This window comes from Inquilinus sp., from assembly GCF_039594555.1.
Lineage (GTDB): Bacteria > Pseudomonadota > Alphaproteobacteria > DSM-16000 > Inquilinaceae > Inquilinus.
The window spans coordinates 1-5,681 of record NZ_JBCNNF010000437.1; the positions used below are offsets into that span (position 1 = coordinate 1).

General features: G+C 70.0%; 6 protein-coding genes and 1 riboswitch. Of the genes, 1 reads left to right on the top strand and 5 read right to left on the bottom strand.

Translation table 11 applies throughout. The features are described 5' to 3' along the window. Window positions 1–388, top strand: a 388-nt coding sequence (locus ABDW35_RS30970; RefSeq protein WP_343717695.1) for a hypothetical protein, incomplete at its 5' end; no start/stop codon positions are given. 21 nt (window positions 389–409) lie between these two features. Here ABDW35_RS30970 and ABDW35_RS30975 read toward each other — a convergent pair. From ABDW35_RS30975 to gcvT, 5 genes are all read right to left on the bottom strand, one after another. Continuing rightward, window positions 410–799, bottom strand: coding sequence for a Rid family detoxifying hydrolase (locus ABDW35_RS30975; RefSeq protein ID WP_343717696.1), 390 nt, complete (start codon window positions 797–799; stop codon window positions 410–412). A gap of 197 nt (window positions 800–996) precedes the next feature. After that, window positions 997–2,526, bottom strand: a complete 1,530-nt coding sequence (gcvPB, locus tag ABDW35_RS30980) for an aminomethyl-transferring glycine dehydrogenase subunit GcvPB (protein WP_343717697.1) — start codon at window positions 2,524–2,526, stop codon at window positions 997–999. Then, on the bottom strand, window positions 2,526–3,872 hold the full coding sequence (gcvPA, locus tag ABDW35_RS30985) for an aminomethyl-transferring glycine dehydrogenase subunit GcvPA (RefSeq protein WP_343717698.1): 1,347 nt from the start codon (window positions 3,870–3,872) through the stop codon (window positions 2,526–2,528). The genes gcvPB and gcvPA overlap by 1 nt, the downstream gene beginning before the upstream one ends. Beyond that, window positions 3,872–4,249 (bottom strand): glycine cleavage system protein GcvH, encoded by a 378-nt coding sequence (gcvH, locus tag ABDW35_RS30990; RefSeq protein ID WP_343717699.1) that lies wholly within the window; start codon window positions 4,247–4,249, stop codon window positions 3,872–3,874. The genes gcvPA and gcvH overlap by 1 nt, the downstream gene beginning before the upstream one ends. Window positions 4,250–4,270: 21 nt before the next feature. Beyond that, window positions 4,271–5,431: a glycine cleavage system aminomethyltransferase GcvT gene (gcvT, locus tag ABDW35_RS30995; protein ID WP_343717700.1), complete on the bottom strand. Its 1,161-nt coding sequence runs from the start codon at window positions 5,429–5,431 to the stop codon at window positions 4,271–4,273. Window positions 5,432–5,543: 112 nt separating this feature from the next. Next, window positions 5,544–5,641: riboswitch (glycine riboswitch) on the bottom strand. Window positions 5,642–5,681: the final 40 nt, after the last annotated feature.

Below are 5,681 nucleotides of genomic sequence, written 5' to 3' on the forward strand. Positions count from 1 at the left end.
CGCCAACCCGATCGTCGGCTACAGCGTCGGCATGGGCACCCGGGCGGCGGTGGCGGCCGGGGTGAAATACGTGATGCGCGACCTGCACCAGGACGAGCAGGACGTGATCGCCGGCGTCGCCGGCCGGATGCGCGAGGGCGACACCCAGCTGTGGCGGGTCGAGCACGACCTGCCCTTCGGCTATGCCGACGAGAACGGCGCGGTCCAGGTCACCCGGGCGATCGAGACGCCGATCGCCAGCTGCAAGGAAGTGCTGGTGACGATCGAGGAGGGCGAGGGCGCCAAGGCCACCCGCACGATCGTCGTCGGCAGCATCTGCCGCCAAGGCGACACCTGGAAATGGGCGACCGCGGAGCCGGCGGTGGAGCGCTGGGGGTATCTGCAGTAGCGGTCCGGAAAGGACCGCCCGTCACTCCCGCGGCATCGCGGCGATCATCTCGATCTCGACCCGGGCGCCGAGCGGCAGGGCGGCGACGCCGATGGTCGAGCGGGCCGGGTAGGGCGCCCGGAAATGGCGCTCATAGACCGCGTTCATGGCGGCGAAATCGGCCATGTCGGTCAGGAACACATTGACCTTCACCACCGCATCGAAGGTCAGGTCCGCCGCCTCCAGCACATGGCGCAGATTGGCCAGGCACCGCTCGGTCTGGACGGTGGCGTCGCCCTCGACCAAGCGGCCGGTGGCCGGGTCGATCGGGGTCTGGCCGGAGAGGAAGAGCAGGTCGCTGCGCCCGACCACGCCGTGCGAATAGGGGCCGATGGCCTGCGCCTGCACGCTCGTCACAGCCTTGCGAGCCATCGTACCCCCATCTCGCCCCCTCAGGCGTGTCGCGCGTATCGGCGCGACGCGATGATGCAATGCCAGGGCGGTGGTTGGAAGACGGTTTTGCGATGCCGGCAAGATTTCATGGCGATGGCCGGGCCGAACCTTGCCCGACTCCCCCGCCATGATGGGAAACCGGCCCCGCGCCATGGCAGCGGGGCCGGTATTCCGGGTTACTCCGCCGCCTGGGCCAGCGGCGCCTCGGGCGTCCAGCGCAGCACCGGCTTGCGGGCGGCGCCGGTCTCGTCCAGCCGCCGGCGCGGGGCGTGGTAGGGCGCGCCCTTGAACCATTCCGCCGCCTGGCCGGACTTCGCCTTCTCCACCAGCGACCGCATCATGCCGATGAACTGGTCGAGGGTCGCCTTGCTCTCGGTCTCGGTCGGCTCGATCAGCATGGCGCCGTGGACGACCAGCGGGAAGTACATGGTCATCGGGTGGAAGCCCTCGTCGATCATCGCCTTGGCGATGTCGAGCGTGGTCACGCCCGTGTCCTTCAGCGCCCGGTCGTCGAACAGCGCCTCATGCATGCAGTAGCCGTTCTCGAAGGCCGGGGTCAGCACGTCCTTGAGGCGGGCCTGCACGTAGTTGGCGTTCAGCACGGCGTCGCTGGCCACCTGCCACAGCCCGTCGGCGCCGTGGCTCATCATGTAGGCCAGCGCGCGGACGAACATACCCATCTGGCCGTGGAACGCCTTCAGCCGGCCGAAGCTGTGCTCCGGCGCGCCGTCGCGGCCCTTGTGCTCGGCGACGCGGAAGCCGTTGGCGTCATGCACCACGGCCGAGATCGGGGCGTAGGGCGCCAGCGCCGCCGACAGCACCACCGGGCCGGAACCGGGGCCGCCGCCGCCATGCGGGGTGGAGAAGGTCTTGTGCAGGTTGATGTGCATGGCGTCGACGCCGAGGTCGCCCGGGCGCACCCGGCCGACGATGGCGTTGAAGTTGGCGCCGTCGCAGTAGAAGAAGGCGCCGGCCTCATGCACCACTCGCGCGATCTCGACGATGTCGCGCTCGAACAGCCCGCAGGTGTTCGGGTTGGTCAGCATGATCGCCGCCACGTCCGGCCCCAGCTTGGCCTTCAGCGCGTCGAGGTCGACATGGCCGTCCGCCGTCGCCGGGATGGCGTCGACGGTGTAGCCGATCGCCGCCGCGGTCGCCGGGTTGGTGCCATGCGCCGATTCCGGCACCAGCACCCGCCGGCGATGGCCCTCGCCACGGGCCTCCTGCGCCGCATGGATCGCCATCATGCCGCACAGCTCGCCATGCGCGCCGGCGGCCGGGGACAGGGCCACGGCCGGCATGTTGGTCAGCGTCTTCAGCCAATGCGCCAGCGTGTCGATCAGCTCCAACGCGCCCTGCACGGTCGAGACCGGCTGCAGCGGGTGGATGTCGGCGAAGCCGGGCAGCCGCGCCATCCGCTCGTTCAGCCGCGGATTGTGCTTCATGGTGCAGGAGCCGAGCGGGTACAGCGCGGTGTCGATCGCCATGTTCATCCGCGACAGGCGGGTGTAGTGGCGCATCACCGTCGGCTCGGCCAGGCCGGGCAGGCCGACCGTGGCGCGCGGCTTGACGCCACCCAGCCGCAGCTCGGCGGTCGACGGCTCCGGCAGGTCGACGCCGCAATGGCCGGGCGAGTCCTGCTCGAAGATCAGCTTCTCTTCGATGTCCAGGCCGCGATTGCCGGTGAAGGTGTCTACCTGGGTCATCACAGCACCTCCGACAGGCCGGCGCACAGCGCGTCGATATCGGCCTCGGTGTTGGTCTCGGTCGCCGCCACCAGCAGCAGGTCGGCGAAGGCCGGGCGGTTGGCGTAGATCCGGCTGACCGGCACGCCGCCGAGGATTTTCCGCTTGGCCAGCGCGTCGATCACCTGGTCGGCCGGCTTCGGCAGGCGGATGGTGATCTCGTTGAAGAAGCTGTCGTTCAGCACCGCCACGCCCGGCACCTTGGCCAGCTTGGCCGCCAGGGTCACGGCCTTGGCGTGGTTGATCCGCGCCAGCTTGGTGAAGCCCGCTTCGCCCAGTAGCGAGAGATGGATGGTGAAGGCCAGGGCGCACAGGCCGCTGTTGGTGCAGATGTTGCTGGTGGCCTTCTCGCGGCGGATGTGCTGCTCGCGGGTCGACAGGGTCAGCACATAGCCGCGCTTGCCCTCGGCGTCCACGGTCTGGCCGCACAGCCGGCCCGGCATCTGGCGCAGGAACTTCTCGCGGGTCGCGAACAGGCCGACATAGGGGCCGCCGAAGTTCAGGGCGTTGCCGATCGACTGGCCTTCGCAGACCACGATGTCGGCGCCCATCTCGCCCGGCGGGGTCATCAGGCCCAGCGACACCACCTCGGTGACCACGACGACCAGCAGCGCGCCCTTGGCGTGGCAGGCCTCGGCCAGGGCCGACAGGTCGTGGACATGGCCGAACACCGACGGGTTCTGCACCACGACGCAGGAGGTCGTGTCGTCGATCCGGCTCGCCAGATCCTCGACCCCGTCGGGATTCGGCACCGCCTCGTCCAGGGTGAAGCCGGTGAAGTCGGCATGGGTGCGGCAGACGTCGCGGTACTGGGGATGCAGCCCGCCGGAGATCACCGCGCGCGACCGGCGGGTCACGCGGTTCGCCATCATGATGGCCTCGGCGCAGGCGGTCGATCCGTCATACATCGAGGCGTTGGCGACCTCCATCCCGGTCAGCAGCGCGACCTGGGTCTGGAACTCGAACAGGTACTGCAGCGTGCCCTGGGTGACCTCGGGCTGGTACGGCGTGTAGCTGGTCAGGAACTCGCCGCGCTGGATCAGGTAGTCGACGGTGGCCGGGACGTGGTGCCGATAGGCGCCGGCGCCGCAGAAGAAGGGCACGGTTCCGGCCGGCACGTTCTTGGCCGCCATGGCGCCCAGCGCCCGCTCCACCTCCAGCTCGCCCTGGTGCGGCGGCAGCTCCTTCAGCGGGCCGGGCAGCCGCGCGCTCTGCGGCACGTCACGGAACAGCTCGTCGATCGACCCGGCGCCGATCGCCGCGATCATTTCGCGGCGATCGTCCCCGGTCAGGGGCAGGTAGCGCATCAGTTCTGGTCCTTGGTGAACTCGTCATAGGCGGCCCGATCCATCAGGCCTTTCAGCTCGTCGGGGTTGGACAGCTTCACCTTGATGAACCAGGCGTCGCCCTCCGGGTCCTCGTTCACCGTCTCTGGCGAGTCGGCGATCTCCCCGTTCGTCGCGACGATCTCGCCGGACACCGGGGCGAAGACCTCGCTGGCGGCCTTGACCGATTCGACCACGCCGAAGCTGTCGCCGGCCGACAGCTTCCGGCCGGCCTCGGGCAGTTCGACGAAGACGACGTCGCCCAGCGTCCGCGCCGCGAAGGCGGTGATGCCGACGGTGCCCGTGTCGCCGTCGACGCTGATCCACTCATGGTCCTTGGTGAAGTAAACCGTGCTCATCCTGCTGGCTCCCTCGTTCGGTCAGCGATGAAAATTCGGCGCGACGAAGGGCAGCGCGGCCACCGCGGCCGGATGTCCCTTGTCGCGGATCTGAAGGGTGACAGCAGTGCCGGGCGCGGCAAAGCCGGCCTCGACATACCCCATGGCCACCGGGCCGTTGACCGAGGGGCCGAAGCCGCCGGAGGTGATGCGGCCGATCTCGCGTCCGTCGGGGGCCAGGATCGGCGTGCCCTCGCGGGCCGGGGCGCGGCCCTCGGGCCGGATGCCGACGCGCTTGCGCGCCGGGCCTTCGGCCAACTGCTTCAGGATGCGGTCGGCGCCGGGGAAGCCGCCCTCGGCCCGGCGGCGCTTGCCGATGGTCCAGGACAGGCCGGCCTCGACCGGGGAGGTGCCGGTGTCGATGTCGTGGCCGTACAGGCACAGCCCCGCCTCCAGCCGCAGCGAGTCGCGGGCACCCAGGCCGATCGGCGCCACCTCCGGCTCGGCCAGCAGCAGCCGGGCGACGCGCTCGGCCTCCTCGGCCGGGATCGAGATCTCGAACCCATCCTCGCCGGTATAGCCTGACCGGCTGATCATGCATTCCACCCGGTCGAGGGCGAAGGTGCCGGATTCCATGAAGGCGAGGGCATCGGCGCCGAAGGCGTGGCGCGCCAGCACGGCGGCCGCCTTCGGGCCCTGCAGCGCGACCAGCGCCCGGTCGTCCAGCCGCACCAGCCGGGCGCGGCCCTCGAGCTTCGCCGCGATATGGGCGAAATCGGCATCCTTGCAGGCGGCGTTGACCACCAGGAACAGCCGCGCCGGGTCGGCGGTGCGGGTGACCATCAGGTCGTCGAGGATGCCGCCCTCGTCGTTCAGCAGCAGGGAGTAGCGAATGCGGCCCGGCGCCAGCGCGGCGATGTCGCCCGGCACCAGCGTCTCGATCAGCGCCGCCGCGTCCTGCCCCGGCTCGGCCTCCAGCCAGGCCTGGCCCATATGGCTGACGTCGAACAGCCCCGCCTCGGCACGGGTGTGCAGATGTTCCTTGAGGATGCCCAGCGGGTACTGCACCGGCATCTCATAGCCGGCGAAGGGGACCATCTTGCCGCCCAGCTCGACATGCAGGTCGAACAACGGCGTGCGATGCAGGGGGGTATCGGTCACGGTCCCGGTCCTCGTCGACAAAAGGTAGGCGTGCGGGACCATTCCCGCGCGCCACCCCCTCTGTCTGGGACCTGAGAGAATCGCCGGGAACTCTGTCCGGCTTACCCCATCGGTGAGGCCGCGACGGGCGTCGCGACCTGCTCTCCAGAGTGCCTTACCCTTGGCGGTCCTTTGGCCTGAGAGTTTCCGGGGCGTTTGCTCCTTCGGCGCCGGTTCCGCTCACGCGGTCCCGGTCTCTCCCGCCAGGGTCGTAGGCCGTATCAATGCGCTGGCGGACACTCGTCCGCCGCGC